Below are 15,645 nucleotides of genomic sequence, written 5' to 3' on the forward strand. Positions count from 1 at the left end.
AGTCGGCTTACGGCTTTTCCGGGAACAGAGTGTACTTGTGCAGTTTGAAAACGAGCAGGGATTCGTAGTCCTCGACCACACCGGAAAACTTGGAAGTCAATTCAGCCATTACTGCCCTGAACTGTTCCGGGCTTTCGGCTTCGACGTCAAGCTCGAAATCCCATTCGCCAAGCGACTTTATGACGTAGACTATGCGGTCGGCAGCACTGCAATAACCGAGGAATTTTTTCACGCGTTCCGCTGAGGCAACGTTCGCAAAGACAAGGACCTTGTAATGAAGCTGGCCGATAGCGGAATGGTTTAACATTACGGTAAACTTCGTTATCACGCCCTCCTTTTTCATGCGCCGCATCCTAAACAGGACCGTGTCCGGGGAAACGCCTGTCTGCTGGGCGATTTCAACCGAGTTCATGCGGCAGTTTTGGCCCAACAGCCACAATATTTTTTGGTCAACCCGGTCAAGCGGCGTTTCCCCGGATTGCGAAGTATAGCTTGGCCGGCCAGCCGCTTTTGCGGGCACCTTTTTTGTCCCGGAAAGATAGGAACGCGGAAGGTAGTTGCCCCAGACGTTCACGGAAATTTTTTTCTTGGCGATGTTTTCATTGAATTTCTCAAGAAATGAATCGAGAAAAGCGTCAAGCGCCAGCGGGGTCGAAGCAAAGGCTGTGAACGCAATGTCGAAGTTTCCGTCTATTTCCGCAACCCATGCGGTGGCTTCGCTTTCGCACAGGAACTTTACTATGTGGCTTTTCCTGCCTTCGGCAAGGTTGTGGAGCCTGAGCAGTACCTTGAAAATTGATTTGCCGAATTTTGCAGGATTTATGACCGCAAAATACTTGAAAATGACGCCGCCATCTTCAAAACGTTTTATCCTGTACCTTACTACTTCCTGCGAAAGCCGCACGTTTTTCGCTATGGCGGAAAAAGAAGATGATGAATCCAGGTCCAGTTCGGCGAGGATCTGCCTGTCCTTCGAGTCCAAAGCCGCAAAATCCCAGCTTGCCATAAATTTACTAATTACCGCAAATGTATTAAAAATGCTCGGTTTTTAGTAAAAAAGCTAAAATAATTATTATATCTGTCGAACACGGCAATGTATGTATGGCTTCTTTCATGCTGCTCGAAATACTGGCGCATATTCTCAGCCTTGACTTCGGCTGGATTTCTGGCTTTGCCCTGAACAACCTGCTTTGGGTTTTCATACTGCTGGCATTGGCGCATTTTTTCTGGGAAAAAACGCCCCTGCTCATTGGCTTCGGCGTTGTCGTCGTCTACGTTCTCGGCAGCGTCACTTTCACGGACATTCTCGGCTGGGCCCTGCTCACGCCGGCATTCCTGCTCATTTCATACATTTCAAGGATCGCCATCTCAACTTTTGCCGCACACGACGAGGCTTTGGCGCCGAAACTGCCTCTAATTCTCGTCGCACAGTTTTTTGCGGCCCTAGTAATCTACAACCTTTTCCTAAGGTGAAAAAAAGATGAACATCCTGAATTCAATCAATGTCCTGCTGGTTTTCATCATGGGCGTTTCAGTGGTGTCGGTACTGGCGCCGGGCATTTTCTCGCAAAACGTCTTCTCGATTGCCGGCGTCATAGGAATAGGCGTTTACTTCCAGTCGATTTCAGCGCTTTTGGGGCTGCGTTAGGTTTAATTATTTTCCCCAATTCAAGCTATACTTATATGGCTGAAAGAAAGCTCCGCTCTGACACGATCAAAAAAGGCTTTGAACGCGCGCCGCACCGCTCGCTTTTGAGGGCGACCGGCGTCATAAAAGACGAAAAGGATTTTGACAAGCCGTTCATCGGCATAGCCAACAGTTACACCGACACCGTGCCGGGGCATGTGCACTTGCAGGAACTTGGAAAGATTGCAAAGGAAGCCGTCAGGGAAGCGGGCGGCGTCCCATTTGAATTCAACACAATCGGCGTCGACGACGGCATTGCAATGGGCCACATCGGCATGCGCTATTCTCTTCCGAGCAGGGAACTGATTGCGGATTGCGTCGAAACCATGATTGAGGCGCACAGGCTTGACGGCATTGTAATGATTGCGAACTGCGACAAGATTGTTCCCGGCATGATGATGGCGGCCGCGCGCATAAACGTTCCCGCGGTTTACGTTTCCGGCGGGCCGATGGAAGCAGGCCATTTGAATGGAAAGGCCGTCGACCTCATCAGCGTTTTCGAGGGCATCGGCGAAGTCAGCGAGGGAAAAATGTCGGAAAAGGAATTGAAGGAGCTGGAAAAAGTTGCGTGCCCGACGTGCGGCTCTTGCTCCGGCATGTTCACTGCAAACAGCATGAACTGCCTTGCCGAAGCCATAGGCCTGGCCCTGCCCGGAAACGGCACGTTCATTGCAACCGGCAAGAAAAGAAGGGAGCTTGTCGCGAAGGCGGCAAAGCAGATAATGATGCTGGTCGAAAAAGACATCAAGCCGCGCGACATCATAACGCAGAAAAGCCTTGACAACGCATTCATTCTGGACATGGCGATGGGCGGCTCGACAAACACTGTCCTGCATACCCTTGCGATTGCGCGCGAGGCAGGCGTCGACTACCCGATGGAACGCATAAACAGGCTTGCGGAAAAAGTGCCTTACATCTGCAAGGTTTCTCCAGCGGAACCTGACACGCACGTTGAGGACGTTGACAGGGCGGGCGGGATTTCAGCAATATTGCACGAAGTTTCGCAGATCAAAGGCGTCCTGAACCTTGACACGCCCACGGTTACGGGGAAAACACTCGGCGAAAACATAAAGGACGCAAAGGTTCTTGACAGGAAAATCATAAGGAGCGTTTCGGACCCGCACCAGAAAAAAGGCGGCCTCCGCGTTTTGTTCGGAAACCTTGCCCCGGAAGGCGCAATCATCAAGGCCGGCGCTGTCGACAAGGACTCGCACAGGTTTGAAGGCAAAGCAGTCTGCTTCGACTCGGAAGACGAGGCAATGAAGGCAATCCTTGCGCGCAGGATAAAAAAAGGCGACGTTGTCGTCATCCGCTACGAGGGGCCGAGAGGGGGGCCCGGCATGCCGGAAATGCTTTCCCCTACAAGCGCGATTGTCGGCCAGGGCCTGGGAAAGGAAGTTGCGCTCATCACAGACGGAAGATTTTCAGGCGGCACAAGGGGAATCTGCGTGGGGCATATTTCGCCGGAAGCCGCGTCCCGCGGGCCGATTGCCGCGCTCAAAAACGGCGATACGATTGTAATTGACATTGAAAATGCGAAAATCGACGTTTCATTGCCGGAAAAGGAGCTCAGGGAAAGGCTTGCAAAACTCCCGGAATTCGAACTCAAAATCAGGCGCGGCTGGCTTGCAAGGTATGCCCTGATGGTTTCAAGCGCGAACACCGGCGCAATCCTGATGCAGAGCGGCCTCCAGCCCAAAACCGCAAAGCAAAGCGAAATTGAAAGGCTGAACGGCAAGTCAGGCTACCGGAAACTCGAAGACGCCTGAACAAACGCCGAAAAACTTATTAAAAGCACCCATCATATTACTATTAAATCAATAGGTGTTATTTTATGGACTCCTCCACTCTGACCGTGAAGTTCAAGGGAATTGAGAACGAAATACTCGACGAAATGGTCGCATCCGGCATGTTCGCAACCAAGACTGAGGCATTAAGGTCCGCGCTGGTTAAATATGCCATTGACGCCGACATGTTCAAGGGAAAGGCGCTCTGGGAACGCATAAAAAGCGCTCCGCGCAGAAAGGTTTCAGACAAGCAGCTTTTCCAGGACATCGGGGCAGTCAAGAATGAAGCCTGAACCGTTCATTGATTCAAGCGTTTTCATAATAGCCAAGGAACGGCCGCAGTCGAATTCGGCAAAAATAATGGAATTGCTTGCCGGCAGGGAAATAGAAGCGGTCGTTTCAGCCAAAGTCGTGAGGGAAGTTTTCGCCTACTTCAAAGGCCATTACGGGAAAGACATTGCGTCGGATTACCGCCTGTTTATAATGCAGGCGTGCCGGATAATCGAACCGTACACAATAGAAAAGGAACTCGCGCAGTGGAAAAACAGGATAAAGGAAAAGGACTTGGAGCACATTGCCACAGCCAAGGCCGTTCACGCAAAATTTTTGGTGGGCTTCGACCGCCACTTCAAGCCGTTCCCCGAATACAGGACGCCGAAGAAGTTCCTCAAAGAAATTGGAATAAAAGAAAGGCGGACAGAATACTGAAAAAAAAGGCCGCCCCCAGAAGATTACTTTTCGAACATTGCCCTGATTGCCTTTCCGGTTTTCTCGATCTGGTGTTCCGAGTCAAGCTTGCGCAGCTGTGAAAAGTTTTCCCCGCCCGCCTTGTACTCGTTTATCCACTCTTCCGCGAATTTTCCGGATTCAATGTCGTCAAGGAGCTTTTGCATCGCCTTCTTGGTTTCAGGCGTTATGATTGCCTTCCCGCGCGTCCTTCCGCCGTATTCCGCGGTATTGGAAACGACATCCCACATGTGCTCGAGGCCGCCCTCGTTTACCAAATCGACTATCAGCTTCAATTCGTGCAGGCATTCAAAGTAGGCTATTTCCGGCGGGTATCCGCGCGAAGTCAGGGTTTCAAAGCCGGCCTTTATGAGCTCCGCTGTTCCGCCGCAAAGCACGGCCTGCTCCCCGAACAAATCCGAATAGGTTTCCTGCTCGAACGTGCACTCAAACACTCCCGCTTTCGTGAAGCGCATCGCCTTCGCCATTCCCAAAGCAATGTCCTTCGCCTTTCCGCTCGCATTCTTTTTGACTGCAATGAGAGCCGGAACCCCGAACCCTTCAAGGTAGCGTTTCCTTTCCTCGGTTCCGGGCGCTTTCGGCGCAACCATTATGACGTCGACTCCTTCCGGCGGAACGATTTTTTTGAAAACAATGTTGAAGCCGTGGCTGAAAGACAATGCCTTTCCGGCCTTGAGGTGCGGCTTTATTTCCTTTTCATAGACCTGGCCCTGCACTTCATCCGGCAGGAGGATATGGACTATGTCCGCTTTCTGCGCTGCCTCCGCAACCGGCAGGATTTTCAGGCCGTCAGCCTTCGCCTTGTCCGCCGACTTGCCGGGCCTGATGCCGACAACAACATTGAGGCCGGAATCGTGCATCATCAAAGCCTGTGCCCTGCCCTGCGCGCCGTAGCCTATGACCGCAATCGTCTTGCCCTTGACCGCATCCAAAGTTGCATCCTTTTCGTGGAAAATCTGCGCCATGAAAACCCAACCTCCAAAACCGCAATAAAATAAAAGCCAGAAAATGTTTTTTCCGATTATTTAACCCTCAAAAAGGCATTAAAACGTTGCGCAAGCGGATGCAAAATCCGGAACCGGCTGCCGGACTCAAAGCTCGAACTCGTTTATGAATTCCGAGAAAACGCGGTATTTTTCCAGAAACTTGAAGCCCTTGTCCGTCAATGAAACGTATTTGCGGTTGTCCTTGTCAAACTCCTCGCGGATGAAACCCTTTGCCTTCAGCTCCTCAAAATATTCGGTGAAGCTCTGCGACGAAATGTTGGACTGGCGCAGCAATGGCGTTGGCCTGATCGAATTGTGGTTGTCCCGCACAATTTTCAGGATGCCGTAGATTATTTCATGCCGGTTCCGTTTTTTTGCCATCAGGCTCCAACCTCTTGTTGACCCTCAAAAATACCGACAGGAATACGGCCGCTGAAACAAGGTATAGCCCGACCCTTGCTTCAGGCGGAAGCCAAAAGCCCAGAGCAATCAGGCTCAGCGCCCAGAACACCACCAAAAGGGAATATGTCAGCTTGTTCGGCGAAAAAAACTTTTTTCCGGCCGACGGCTTGACGGCGAATGCGAGCGCGAACAGCGCCAAAACAATTATCGGCAGGGCTATGAGCAAAGGATAGAAGCGTGTCGCAAAAAGCGCCACGGCTACGACCAGGGAAACGACCTGCATTGCAAGGTTTATCCTGTTGTCGCTGTAATCAACCAGCCTGACCGCAAAGGCCATGGCAAGGGAAAGCAAGGCCATCGTGCTGAAATAGCCGAAAAAAAGCATGTTGACCGCAAAAAACCCGCGTGCGGCAAAAAACCCGCCGGAAGCGAAAAAGTCAGGCTTGTCCTGGAAAAGCACTATCGCGGCGTGCGCAAGCCGGAAGAAATACGCGAGAAAAAAGTAAAGAAAAGTGTTCCTGAAATAATGCAGGCCCCTGTGCTGTGTGATGCTGTAAATTTCGCGCGTCCTGAAATAAATGACGATGCAGAGTACCGCGACAAGCAGGAAAAAAGCCAGTTCTATCGCAAGAAACTCCTGCGGAGGGCCCGTGAAATGCGGGCCGGAAAAAGGCATGCCCTGCAGCCGTGACTGCAAAAAAGCCAGAAGCATTACCTAATTGTCCAAGGCGGATATAAAAAATCATGTGGACGCAAAGTGAACATTTCGGCTCCTTCTTGCTTTTAAACGCCGCAGACGGCAATTGGTATTAAAGCCAGATTTTCAACCAAAAAAAGGGGGCGGAAACATGGTGGAAAAAAAACATATTCTGATTCTGTTTGCACTGATTGCAATCGGAACCGGCGCCTTCGCGTTCAGCGGGGGATTCGGCCCGATTTTCGGCAGTCAGGCGGCACAGGATGCACTCAAGGCGGGCGACTATGCAGCATTCACAACTGCAATCGCTTCTACGCCCCGCGGGGAAAAAGCCGCGCAGAACATTTCACAGGACCAGTTCAAGGCGATGTCGGCAAACTTCAAGCAGGCGGGGGAATTCAGGCAGAAGATGGATGCATGGCAGCAATCCGTGCAGAAAGCGCTGGATGACAATAATTACCAGGAATGGGTTAATGCAATGAACGCAAAGCCCAAGCCTAAAAGCATAACCGACGTAATAACGAGCGGCAATTTCACAGTATACGTCAAATACCAGAAGGCACTGCATGACAAGGATTTCACGACTGCAAAAACTCTTGCACAACAGCTCGGCCTTGACGCATTGCATCCGGGCGTTCTGGGCTTTCACGCTTTTGGACCCGGAAACGGCTTCCACGCGGCTTCAAAGGAAAAGTTTCGCGGAAGAATGCTCCAAAAGGCAAGTTGACCCACATATCCGGAAGGGAAAACCGGAAACGGTTTTCCCCTTCCTCCAAATCAGAAAATCTGAATTTTGCGGTGACCGCATGCGGAAAACTGTTCTCGAATTGCAGGACGTCTGGAAAATCTACAAAATGGATTCCGTTGAAGTGCCGGCCGTCAAGGGAATAAGCTTCAAGGTCTCTGATGGCGAATTCGTTTCAATCATGGGCGCGTCCGGCTCCGGAAAATCCACTGTTTTGGGCATCATCGGCGCGCTTGACGTTCCCACAAAGGGAAAGGTCTTCCTTGACGGCACGGAAATAACAAGCCTGCCGGAAGACAGGCTTGCAAGAATCCGGGGGAAAAAAATCGGCTTCGTTTTCCAGACATTCAACCTCTATCCGACGCTCAATGTTTTTGAGAACATTGCCCTGCCAATGAAAATCCATGAATTCGACAAGAAGGCGCAGGAAGAGAAAGTAAGGGAGCTTGCCAGATTGGTGGGCCTTGAGCACCGCGAGCACCATTTGCCGGCACAGCTTTCCGGCGGGGAAAGGCAGCGCGTCGCCATTGCAAGGGCGCTTGCTACGGACCCTGCAATGATTTTGGCGGACGAGCCTACCGGGAACCTTGACACCAAAACAAGCCGTGAGATAATCGGCCTTTTCGTGGACCTCAACAAGCAGGGCCGCACAATTGTCATGGTCACGCACGAGCAGGACAACGCGGCGGTTGCGGAAAGGACAATCGAATTGCGCGACGGCGAAATCATTTTTGACGGAAAATTTTCCCGGAGGTCAAAAAAATGAGCAAAAAAACATGGTTAATCCTGGCGGCATTGGTTGTGGCGGCGTTTTCACAGAACGCATTCGCGGCGGCATCGGAATACGTTTACCTGACTGACTTGACGGGCACGACATTCCTGCCATCAACAATTTATTCTGGAGATATCGTAAGCATTGCCGTTGACGTGAAGAACAAGGGAAATTTCACGCCGATCGTGAACATGAACGCCAGCCTCGACATCGGCAACCAGTTTGAGGCAGTTGACCTCAATGACAGCATATCGCTCATAAATGCCGGCTCGACAAAGACCCTTGTGTTCAAGATCCAGGTCAAAAACGACACACTCCCAGGATACTACCCGGTTTTCCTGATAATGGATTACACGAACAATGACAAGCAGACACGGGAAACGCACACAATCCTCGTGCCGGTGTCGAAAACCGAAAAAAGCCTCGACATCACAGTTGAGCCGAAGGTCATAAATCCAGGGAACCAGACCGAAGCGACTTTCACGATTGCGAACACCGGCACCACTCCGGTGTCCAACATTTCCTTCAGCTGGGCGGAAGCAGGCAACCTCGTCCTTCCGGTGGGTTCGGACAACATCAGGTACATCAACAGCATTGACGCCGGAAAATCCGCAAAGGTCACTTACACGATTGCCGCGGACCCCAACATAGCGCCCGGAATCTACCCCCTGAAAGCGACGCTTTCCTTCGCCGGAGTCGATGGCACGAAAACCCAGGAATCAGACATCGGCATAATCATCGGCGGAAAAACCGACTTTGAAATCAGCGCGGAAATAACCGCGGCGGGCCAGCTTTCAATCAGCATCGCAAACATTGGGTCGAACAATGCCCAGGCAGTTGTCGTCAGAATTCCGCGCGGGCAGGGCATTGCAATCAGCGGAAGCGATACCGCGATTCTCGGCAACCTCAACAAGGGCGACTTCACGCTCGCAAATTTCACTACGATCAGCCGCGGATTCAGCCAGGAAACAACTAACAGCGCCGGAATGCAGGGCCAATCATTCACTGACATGCATGGAACACAACAAAACCAGGGCACACAGGAACCGCAGCAGACCGGCAGCCAAAACCAGCCTGCTGGCACCCAGGGAACTGGTGCGGCTTTCCAGAGAAGGAACCCGGGAACATTGGAATTGGAAATAGATTACACGGACACTACCGGTGAGAGGCAGGCGGTCAAGAAAACCGTCAACCTGAACCTGGACACTGCGGGCGGCACAGCAGCAGGAACCGGCACAGCCGGAACGTTCGCGCAAAGGCGCGGGGCCGGCAGCAACAATCTCCTGCCATGGATACTGCTTGCGCTTGTCGCGGGCGGCGCGGCGGCATTCAACAAGTTCAAGGCGGGAAACGCAAACTGGAAACAGCTCGGCAAATTCCTCGCTGCTTCGGTTGCGCTGTTCCTCATGGCAATTTTCGTGTTCAACTCCGAATTGCTGTGGGTCGCAATAGCCGCGGCCGCGTCAATCGCACTGCTTGTTTTCCATTTCAGGAAACAGGCGGGGGATAAGCAATGAGGCTGTCCGACTCGTTTAAGCTGTCCGTCAACAGCATACTGCACAGGAGACTCAGGAGCTGGCTTACGCTTCTTGGCATAATAATCGGGGTTGGGGCGGTCGTAGCAATCATTTCAATCGGCGAAGGGGCGCAGGCAAGCATAACCTCCCAGCTTTCATCGTTCGGGGCCGGCATAATAACAATCAGCCCCGGCGAAGGAGGGGCACAGCGGTTTGGGGGTGCATTCCGCATGGGCGGAGGAGGAGGCTTTGGCGGCGGAATGGAGCATGACACAAGAACAGGAACCCAGGCAAGCGCAAAAGAGCCCACGCTTACAAAAATAGACGTTGCAATCGTTTCCGCGAACCCGAACGTGCTTTACGTCAATGAAATCGTTTCCGGCAGGTCCAAGCTCACGTTTCTTTCAGAACAGACAAACGCAAGCCTTCAAGGCGTGAACCCCAATGCATGGAAGCAGACTTCAAATCCCGGGCTTGCGGAAGGCAGATTCCTTACATCAAGCGATTCCTCCGCAATCGTCATAGGAAACCGGATTGCAAATGACATTTTCAAGCAGCCAGTCACGGTCGGAAGGAAAGTCACGCTCGAAGACCCGGACGGAAACCCGCAGGCGTTCACGGTTGTAGGCATCCTAAAAGAATCGGGAAGCGCAGGAATCGGCGCGTCAAACAGCGATTCGACTGTCTTCATGCCATACACTTCGGCATGGAACATGACAGACGTTAACAAGGACACGTTCTCTTCACTGCAGGCCAGGGTTTTAGACGCGGAAACCGTCGACCAGACAACGGAGGAACTCACGGCAGCCCTGCAGATTTCAAGAAGGGTCACTGCAGAAAACCAGGACTTTTCAATCACTTCTGCACAGGCGATAAAAGAACAGGTCAGCAGCATAACCCAATCGCTCACGCTTTTCCTCGGCGCAATTGCCGCAATCGCACTGCTCGTCGGGGCAATCGGGGTCGCAAACAGCATGTTCACTTCCGTGCTTGAAAAAACAAAACTCATAGGCATATTGAAGGCGCTCGGCTCGACGGACAACGAAATAGTCATGCTGTTCATAATAGAATCCGGCCTGTTCGGCCTCTTAGGCGGAATAATGGGCGTGGTGCTGGGCGCATTCGCTTCAATCGGAATCGCAAGCATGGGCGGGCTATCCCTGCCGATTGCACGCGGCGGGACGACAAGCCTCATAACGCCCCAGCTAGTCATAATCGCGGTCGTGCTGTCAACAGTCATCGGCATCGTCGCGGGCGCCATGCCGGCAAGGTCGGCGGCCAAACTCAAGCCGGTCGACGCGCTGAGATACGAATGAAAAAAAAATCAGAACAGCCGACTTAAGCGGGAAAAAAATTGAATCAGATTTCCTTTACTATCGCTTCGCCCATTTCGTTCGTGCCGGAAATCTTCACGCCCAGCGCGCTTCCGGCAAGGTCCGCTGTACGATAGCCCTTCTCAAGCGCCTTGACGACCGCGTTTTCAATCGCCTGCGCTTCCGCCTGCAAGCCGAACGCATACCGGAGCATCATTGCGCCTGAAAGGATCTGCGCAATCGGATTCGCCTTGTTCTGCCCGGCAATGTCGGGCGCGCTTCCGTGAATCGGCTCGAACAAGCCGAAATTCTTTTCGTTCAACGACGCGGATGCGAGCATGCCGATGCTTCCGGTTATGACGCTCGCCTCGTCGCTTAAAATGTCGCCGAACATGTTTTCCGTGACGATCACGTCAAACTGTTTGGGATTGCGGACAAGCTGCATTGCGCAGTTGTCAACGTACATGTGCGACAACTCGACGGACGGATATTTTTTCGCGTAATCCGAAATTGTCTTGCGCCAGAACTTGCTGGTGTCCAAAACATTTGCCTTGTCAACGCTGCAAACGCGCTTTCCGCGCTTCAAGGCGGCCTCGAACGCCACTTTCGCAATCCTTTCGATTTCCTTTTTCGAATATTTCATTTCGTCGCTCGCCCAGTCCCTGCCCTTGCCTTTCCTGCCAAAATAAATTCCGCCGGTAAGCTCGCGCACTATGAGAATGTCAAGAGAATCGCCTACTATTTCCGGCTTTATTGGGGAAGAGCCTGCCAGTGGACCGTAAATGACTGCCGGGCGCAGGTTTGCGAACAGGTCAAAATGCTTGCGCAACGGAAGCAATGCGCCGCGCTCCGGCGTCAATTCTGCGGGCAAGTTTTCCCATTTCGGCCCGCCGACGGCGCCGAAAAAAATCGAATCGCTTTTCTCGCAGACCTTCAAGGTTTCCTTAGGCAGTGGATGCCCGACTGCATCGTAAGCGCAGCCGCCTACAAGCGCGTGCGTGAACAAAAAATCGTGGCCGAACTTTTCACCGACGCGCTGCAGCACTGCAACGCCCTGGCCCATTATTTCAGGCCCTATGCCGTCGCCGGACAAAACCGCGATCTTGAACTTTGCCATCAGATAACCCTACGATTTTCCAGTATTTAATCCTTGAACCCGTGAAGGTACGGCAGTCTTTCAAACGTTTTTTTCGCTTCAGCCTGCGCCGAAACGAGCTGCGAGACCGTGTCCCAGTTTCCGCTGACAAGATTGCGCCTAGCGCTTTCCGGCATTGAAAACGGAAACTCCTTTCCGCCCGCGGAAATTTTTTCCGTTTCAAGGTTCACGCTGATTTCAGCATTCGGGTTTTTTTCAACCGCGCGCATCAATTCAAGCACGTCCTTTTCCGAAACCCTCACTGCGGGAATGCCGAGCATCGAGCAATTTCCGGCAAAAATTTCGGCAAAGCTTTCGCCGACAATCGCCTTTATCCCATATCTCAGCAACGACTGCGGGGCGTGCTCCCTGCTCGAGCCGCAGCCGAAATTCTTGTTCACAAGCAATATGCCTGCGCCCTTGAACCTTTCGTCGTTGAAAGGATGCTGTTTGGGCTTTCCATCCGCGTCAAAGCGCGCGTCGTAAAACGCAAACTTTCCCAATCCCTCGAACGTCACTGTTTTCATGTACCGCGCGGGAATTATCCTGTCGGTGTCAATGTCGTTTCCGGGCACGGGAATTGCGCGGCCGCGAATTTCCACTATCTTCGATTCGGTCATTTACAACACATCCCGCACGTCGACAACCTTGCCGTTTACGGCCGCGGCCGCAACCATTGCCGGGCTCATAAGCAATGTCCTGCCTTCGGGGGAACCCTGCCTGCCGATGAAATTGCGGTTGCTCGAGCTCGCACAAATCTCGCGGCCTTTGAGCTTGTCCGGGTTCATGCCGAGGCACATCGAACAGCCCGCGCCGCGCCATTGGAAGCCAGCCGCCTCAAAGATTTTGTCAAGGCCTTCCTTTTCGGCCTGCGCCTTCACCATCTGCGAACCGGGAACGACCATTGCCCTGACGTGTGATGCGACTTTTTTCCCTTTCACGATTTTTGCGGCTTCCCTCAAATCGGATATGCGGCTGTTCGTGCACGAGCCGATGAACGCAACGTCGATTTTCGTGCCCTCGATTGCCTGTCCCGCCTCAAAGCCCATGTGCTTCAAGGCTTGTTCCGCGGTCTTTTCATCCCCGCCGGCTGATTTGGGGGAAGGAATTTTTTCAGACACTTTCATTGCCTGGCCAGGATTTATGCCCCAGGTAACCATAGGCTCCAATTCTGAGGCGTTGATTTTGACAATATCGTCGTACTTGGCGTTTTTGTCCGACGCAATGGTTTTCCAGAATTTCACCGCGTTTTCCCACGCCCCGCCTTTGGGCGCAAACGGCCTGCCATTGATGTAATCAAAGGTCGTCTGGTCCGGGTTGACATATCCTGCACGCGCTCCGCCTTCAATTGACATGTTGCAGACCGACATCCGTTCCTCCATTGTCATGGCATCAAACGCGCTCCCGGCATACTCGTACGCAAAACCTATTCCGCCGTTGACGCCGAGCATGCGGATTATTTCAAGAATAACGTCTTTCGAGTAAACGCCTTTTGGCAGTTTTCCGTTGACTTCAATCCTGCGGAGTTTCGGCTTCTGGATGAACATGCATTGGGAAGCGAGAACGTCGCGCACCTGGCTTGTCCCTATGCCAAACGCAATCGAGCCGAAAGCGCCGTGCGTTGAAGTGTGCGAGTCGCCGCACGCAATGCTCATGCCCGGCTGTGTGAGGCCGAGTTCGGGGCCGATGACATGCACTATGCCCTGCCTGCCCGAGCCGAGGCTGTACAATTCAATGCCAAACTCCCTGCAGTTTTTTTCCAATGCGGAAAGCATTGCCTCCGCAAGCGGGTCGGACAGCGGCCGCGTGGTTTCATCCGTGGGCACGATGTGGTCGGCCGTCGCAAATGTGAGCTTCGGATACGCGACCTTCAGGCCTTTTTCGCGCACCATCTGGAACGCCTGGGGCGAAGTAACCTCGTGAATCAAATGCAATCCGATGAATAACTGGGAATTGCCGTCCGGAAGCCTGCGCACTTCATGCATTTTCCAGACCTTGTCAAGCAATGTGCCATCGCTCATTTTTTCACCAAAACATTTTCCATGCAAGCAACCTAAACTTTTTTCATTCCAATCCTTTCCGGAGTCAGGTCCCTGGATTTTCCGCCGTGCCTGTAAAAATTCAGCGCCTTGTTGTAGCCCTGCACTATTGCGTAAGCCGAAGCCATGATGACGTCCTCGTTTACCGCTTCCGCGTCGAAAACGTTTCCCTTGTCGTCGGCAAGGCGGATGACAACGTCCGCCAGTGCGTCCGTGCCGCCCGTGATCGCCTTGAGGTTGTACTGCTTGAGCTGGATTTTCTGCGGAATGACTGACTGGATTGCATGCGCAACCGCATCAACCGGCCCGACGCCTTCGCCTTTTCCAAGGGACGATTTGCCGTCAATAACCAATTCAACCGTCGCGGACGGCTTTGACCTGTTGCCGGTTTTCACTTCAAGCTTTCCAAGGACGACTATCTTGTCCTCCGCGGAAACCTGGTGCAATACATCGGAAGCGATTGCCACAATGTCCTCGTCTTTCACGATTTTCTTCTTGTCCGCAAGCCCCTTTATTTTCGCGGTGATTTCGTCAGCTTGCTTTTCGCTGAACGAAAAGCCCATTTTTTTGAGCGCGTCCATGACCGCGGCTTTGCCGGAATGCTTGCCAAGCACAAGCTCTGTTTTCTTGCCGATCATTTCCGGGTTCATTATCTCATAGGTCATCTTGTTGGCAAGAATGCCGTGCTGGTGGATTCCTGATTCGTGCGCAAACGCGTTCTCTCCGACAACCGCCTTGTTCCTCTGCACGGTAAGCCCCGTGAGATTTGAAACCATCTGGCTTGACTTGAAAATCTCGTCAAGCCTGACGCCGGTTTCAGCATTGTAAAAGCTTTTGCGCGTGTACAATGCCATGACAATCTCTTCCATTGCCGCGTTGCCCGCCCTCTCGCCGATGCCGTTGATTGTGCATTCCACCTGTGAAGCGCCGTTAAGGACGCCTGCAAGGGAATTCGCGACCGCAAATCCGAGGTCGTTGTGGCAGTGCGTGCTGATAACGGCCTTTGAAATGTTGGGAACATTTTCAACAATCGACTTTATGAGCGCGCCGTACTCTTCCGGGGTGCTGTAGCCCACGGTGTCCGGAATGTTCACGGTCGTCGCGCCGGCTTCAATGCACTTTTCAAGCATTTCAAAAACAAACTCCGGCTCCGACCTCGTGGCATCCATCGGCGAAAACTCCACGTCATCACAGTAGCCTCTGGCTCGCTTTACCGCATTGACCGCCATTTCAAGCGCTTCAGCCCGCGACTTCTTGAACTGGTATTTGAGATGAATGTCGGAGGAGGACATGAAAGTGTGGATGCGCGGCTTCCCCGCGCCCTTGATTGCATTCCATGCAACGTCCACGTCCTTGTCAATTGCCCGTGCCAAGGCGCAGACGCTCGGACCTTTCACTGTGTCAGCTATTTCCTTTACTGCCCTGAAATCGTCGTCGCTTGCAACCGGAAAGCCGGCTTCGATGACGTCAACGCGCAACTTTGCAAGCTGGTGCGCTATGAGAATTTTCTCGTTGTGCGTCAACGTTGCTCCCGGGCTCTGCTCACCGTCGCGCAACGTAGTGTCGAAAATCTTTATTTTCCTCATTTTTCCGCCCTCATTTTCGCGTCCATTGCTTTTGCGTTTCCGCCATTTTTGGCATTTTATTCCAGCCCTTTCACCACATTCTTCGTCCGAACTTTTTTATATTCTTATCACTAAGCATCGAAACAGCATCCGCCTCAAAAAAATTGTTGCCGGGCAAGGGGATGCCTTACTTCAGCAGAATCAGCAGTCCAAGCAATGCCTTGAGCGTTCCTATAAAAGTCTGGTCAGTGTG

The 15,645-nt window shown here is 52.5% G+C and carries 17 protein-coding genes; 9 read left to right on the forward strand and 8 right to left on the reverse strand.

Translation table 11 applies throughout. The annotated features are described in order from the left end of the window. Positions 1 to 7 precede the first annotated feature (7 nt). The gene (locus HY394_04065; GenBank protein ID MBI4053186.1) at positions 8 to 1,006 is read right to left on the reverse strand and encodes an Lrp/AsnC family transcriptional regulator; all 999 of its coding nucleotides are present in this window, start codon (positions 1,004 to 1,006) and stop codon (positions 8 to 10) included. 95 nt (positions 1,007 to 1,101) lie between these two features. On the opposite strand from HY394_04065, the gene HY394_04070 reads away from it, so the two are divergent. From HY394_04070 to HY394_04090, 5 genes are all read left to right on the forward strand, one after another. Then, positions 1,102 to 1,473: a hypothetical protein gene (locus HY394_04070; protein ID MBI4053187.1), complete on the forward strand. Its 372-nt coding sequence runs from the start codon at positions 1,102 to 1,104 to the stop codon at positions 1,471 to 1,473. A 7-nt stretch (positions 1,474 to 1,480) separates the two neighbouring features. Next, entirely contained in the window at positions 1,481 to 1,648 is a 168-nt protein-coding gene (locus HY394_04075; GenBank protein MBI4053188.1) for a hypothetical protein, read from the forward strand. A gap of 35 nt (positions 1,649 to 1,683) precedes the next feature. Continuing rightward, on the forward strand, positions 1,684 to 3,456 hold the full coding sequence (ilvD, locus tag HY394_04080) for a dihydroxy-acid dehydratase (protein ID MBI4053189.1): 1,773 nt from the start codon (positions 1,684 to 1,686) through the stop codon (positions 3,454 to 3,456). Between the two features lie 65 nt (positions 3,457 to 3,521). After that, positions 3,522 to 3,767 carry a hypothetical protein gene (locus tag HY394_04085; GenBank protein MBI4053190.1) on the forward strand — a complete coding sequence of 82 codons (246 nt, stop codon included), beginning with the start codon at positions 3,522 to 3,524 and terminating at the stop codon, positions 3,765 to 3,767. Beyond that, positions 3,757 to 4,182 carry a PIN domain-containing protein gene (locus HY394_04090; GenBank protein ID MBI4053191.1) on the forward strand — a complete coding sequence of 142 codons (426 nt, stop codon included), beginning with the start codon at positions 3,757 to 3,759 and terminating at the stop codon, positions 4,180 to 4,182. The genes HY394_04085 and HY394_04090 overlap by 11 nt, the downstream gene beginning before the upstream one ends. Positions 4,183 to 4,205: 23 nt before the next feature. Here the strand turns inward: HY394_04090 and ilvC are convergent, their stop codons facing one another. From ilvC to HY394_04105, 3 genes are all read right to left on the reverse strand, one after another. Then, a complete protein-coding gene (gene ilvC / locus HY394_04095) occupies positions 4,206 to 5,186 on the reverse strand; it encodes a ketol-acid reductoisomerase (GenBank protein ID MBI4053192.1) in 981 nt (326 codons plus the stop codon). Between the two features lie 126 nt (positions 5,187 to 5,312). Then, positions 5,313 to 5,588, reverse strand: a complete 276-nt coding sequence (locus tag HY394_04100; GenBank protein MBI4053193.1) for a hypothetical protein — start codon at positions 5,586 to 5,588, stop codon at positions 5,313 to 5,315. Then, on the reverse strand, positions 5,563 to 6,321 hold the full coding sequence (locus tag HY394_04105; protein MBI4053194.1) for a hypothetical protein: 759 nt from the start codon (positions 6,319 to 6,321) through the stop codon (positions 5,563 to 5,565). Before HY394_04105 ends, HY394_04100 begins: the two co-directional genes overlap by 26 nt. Positions 6,322 to 6,457: 136 nt before the next feature. Between HY394_04105 and HY394_04110 the strand changes: the two genes are divergently transcribed. From HY394_04110 to HY394_04125, 4 genes are all read left to right on the forward strand, one after another. Continuing rightward, positions 6,458 to 7,033, forward strand: coding sequence for a hypothetical protein (locus HY394_04110; protein MBI4053195.1), 576 nt, complete (start codon positions 6,458 to 6,460; stop codon positions 7,031 to 7,033). A 79-nt stretch (positions 7,034 to 7,112) separates the two neighbouring features. Beyond that, the gene (locus HY394_04115) at positions 7,113 to 7,817 is read left to right on the forward strand and encodes an ABC transporter ATP-binding protein (GenBank protein ID MBI4053196.1); all 705 of its coding nucleotides are present in this window, start codon (positions 7,113 to 7,115) and stop codon (positions 7,815 to 7,817) included. Beyond that, entirely contained in the window at positions 7,814 to 9,340 is a 1,527-nt protein-coding gene (locus HY394_04120; protein ID MBI4053197.1) for a hypothetical protein, read from the forward strand. The genes HY394_04115 and HY394_04120 overlap by 4 nt, the downstream gene beginning before the upstream one ends. After that, a complete protein-coding gene (locus tag HY394_04125; protein ID MBI4053198.1) occupies positions 9,337 to 10,656 on the forward strand; it encodes an ABC transporter permease in 1,320 nt (439 codons plus the stop codon). The genes HY394_04120 and HY394_04125 overlap by 4 nt, the downstream gene beginning before the upstream one ends. A 43-nt stretch (positions 10,657 to 10,699) precedes the next feature. Here the strand turns inward: HY394_04125 and leuB are convergent, their stop codons facing one another. From leuB to HY394_04145, 4 genes are read right to left on the reverse strand one after another with little or no spacing between them, the layout of a single operon-like run. Beyond that, on the reverse strand, positions 10,700 to 11,770 hold the full coding sequence (gene leuB, locus HY394_04130) for a 3-isopropylmalate dehydrogenase (GenBank protein ID MBI4053199.1): 1,071 nt from the start codon (positions 11,768 to 11,770) through the stop codon (positions 10,700 to 10,702). A 26-nt stretch (positions 11,771 to 11,796) separates the two neighbouring features. After that, positions 11,797 to 12,408 carry a 3-isopropylmalate dehydratase small subunit gene (gene leuD, locus HY394_04135; GenBank protein ID MBI4053200.1) on the reverse strand — a complete coding sequence of 204 codons (612 nt, stop codon included), beginning with the start codon at positions 12,406 to 12,408 and terminating at the stop codon, positions 11,797 to 11,799. Then, positions 12,409 to 13,809, reverse strand: a complete 1,401-nt coding sequence (gene leuC, locus HY394_04140) for a 3-isopropylmalate dehydratase large subunit (GenBank protein ID MBI4053201.1) — start codon at positions 13,807 to 13,809, stop codon at positions 12,409 to 12,411. A gap of 32 nt (positions 13,810 to 13,841) precedes the next feature. After that, positions 13,842 to 15,413, reverse strand: coding sequence for a 2-isopropylmalate synthase (locus HY394_04145; GenBank protein MBI4053202.1), 1,572 nt, complete (start codon positions 15,411 to 15,413; stop codon positions 13,842 to 13,844). Positions 15,414 to 15,645: the final 232 nt, after the last annotated feature.

It is taken from the genome of Candidatus Diapherotrites archaeon (assembly GCA_016205145.1).
In the GTDB taxonomy this organism is placed as follows: Archaea; Iainarchaeota; Iainarchaeia; order Iainarchaeales; family JACQJH01; genus JACQJH01.

Excerpts from the sequence above, each read along its gene's own strand:
- HY394_04125 (MBI4053198.1), top strand. The coding sequence starts at position 9,337 with ATGAGGCTGTCCGACTCGTTTAAGCTGTCCGTCAACAGCATACTGCAC.
- HY394_04145 (MBI4053202.1), bottom strand. The coding sequence starts at position 15,413 with ATGAGGAAAATAAAGATTTTCGACACTACGTTGCGCGACGGTGAGCAG.
- HY394_04100 (MBI4053193.1), bottom strand. The coding sequence starts at position 5,588 with ATGGCAAAAAAACGGAACCGGCATGAAATAATCTACGGCATCCTGAAA.
- HY394_04110 (MBI4053195.1), top strand. The coding sequence starts at position 6,458 with ATGGTGGAAAAAAAACATATTCTGATTCTGTTTGCACTGATTGCAATC.
- ilvC (MBI4053192.1), bottom strand. The coding sequence starts at position 5,186 with ATGGCGCAGATTTTCCACGAAAAGGATGCAACTTTGGATGCGGTCAAG.
- HY394_04070 (MBI4053187.1), top strand. The coding sequence starts at position 1,102 with ATGGCTTCTTTCATGCTGCTCGAAATACTGGCGCATATTCTCAGCCTT.
- leuD (MBI4053200.1), bottom strand. The coding sequence starts at position 12,408 with ATGACCGAATCGAAGATAGTGGAAATTCGCGGCCGCGCAATTCCCGTG.
- HY394_04065 (MBI4053186.1), bottom strand. The coding sequence starts at position 1,006 with ATGGCAAGCTGGGATTTTGCGGCTTTGGACTCGAAGGACAGGCAGATC.
- HY394_04115 (MBI4053196.1), top strand. The coding sequence starts at position 7,113 with ATGCGGAAAACTGTTCTCGAATTGCAGGACGTCTGGAAAATCTACAAA.
- HY394_04120 (MBI4053197.1), top strand. The coding sequence starts at position 7,814 with ATGAGCAAAAAAACATGGTTAATCCTGGCGGCATTGGTTGTGGCGGCG.
- leuC (MBI4053201.1), bottom strand. The coding sequence starts at position 13,809 with ATGAGCGATGGCACATTGCTTGACAAGGTCTGGAAAATGCATGAAGTG.
- HY394_04105 (MBI4053194.1), bottom strand. The coding sequence starts at position 6,321 with ATGCTTCTGGCTTTTTTGCAGTCACGGCTGCAGGGCATGCCTTTTTCC.
- HY394_04075 (MBI4053188.1), top strand. The coding sequence starts at position 1,481 with ATGAACATCCTGAATTCAATCAATGTCCTGCTGGTTTTCATCATGGGC.
- HY394_04090 (MBI4053191.1), top strand. The coding sequence starts at position 3,757 with ATGAAGCCTGAACCGTTCATTGATTCAAGCGTTTTCATAATAGCCAAG.
- ilvD (MBI4053189.1), top strand. The coding sequence starts at position 1,684 with ATGGCTGAAAGAAAGCTCCGCTCTGACACGATCAAAAAAGGCTTTGAA.
- leuB (MBI4053199.1), bottom strand. The coding sequence starts at position 11,770 with ATGGCAAAGTTCAAGATCGCGGTTTTGTCCGGCGACGGCATAGGGCCT.
- HY394_04085 (MBI4053190.1), top strand. The coding sequence starts at position 3,522 with ATGGACTCCTCCACTCTGACCGTGAAGTTCAAGGGAATTGAGAACGAA.